We start from the raw sequence: 268 nt of genomic DNA, 5'->3' as shown, positions 1-268 counted from the left end.
CCAAAGCGATAGCCGGCCGGACGCCCATCCCGGAACTGGATATCCGCGTGGTGGCCGAACGCGGAGTCCGCGGGATCCACACCGACGGCGGCCAGCCCCACGCATCCGCTGGCAGCGTCGAGTGGAGCGGCTACTGGGTGGATGTGACCGACACCCACGAGCTGGCCGGGGCGCTGCACACCGCCATGCGCAAGGCCGAGCAGGAGGTGGAAGCACGCAGCGCGTTCCTGGCGATGATGAGCCACGAAATCCGCACGCCCATGGCCGG

The 268-nt window shown here is 69.8% G+C and carries 1 pseudogene; it reads left to right on the top strand.

What is annotated here, in order from left to right:
* Positions 1 to 268 (top strand): annotated as a pseudogene (locus tag KVS69_RS19685) (hybrid sensor histidine kinase/response regulator); the annotation flags it as partial.

Origin of the sequence: Stenotrophomonas sp. GbtcB23 (assembly GCF_019091045.1) — a bacterium.
GTDB classification, from domain to species: Bacteria; Pseudomonadota; Gammaproteobacteria; order Xanthomonadales; family Xanthomonadaceae; genus Stenotrophomonas; species Stenotrophomonas rhizophila_A.
This window is presented reverse-complemented; position numbering and strand designations above follow the sequence as displayed.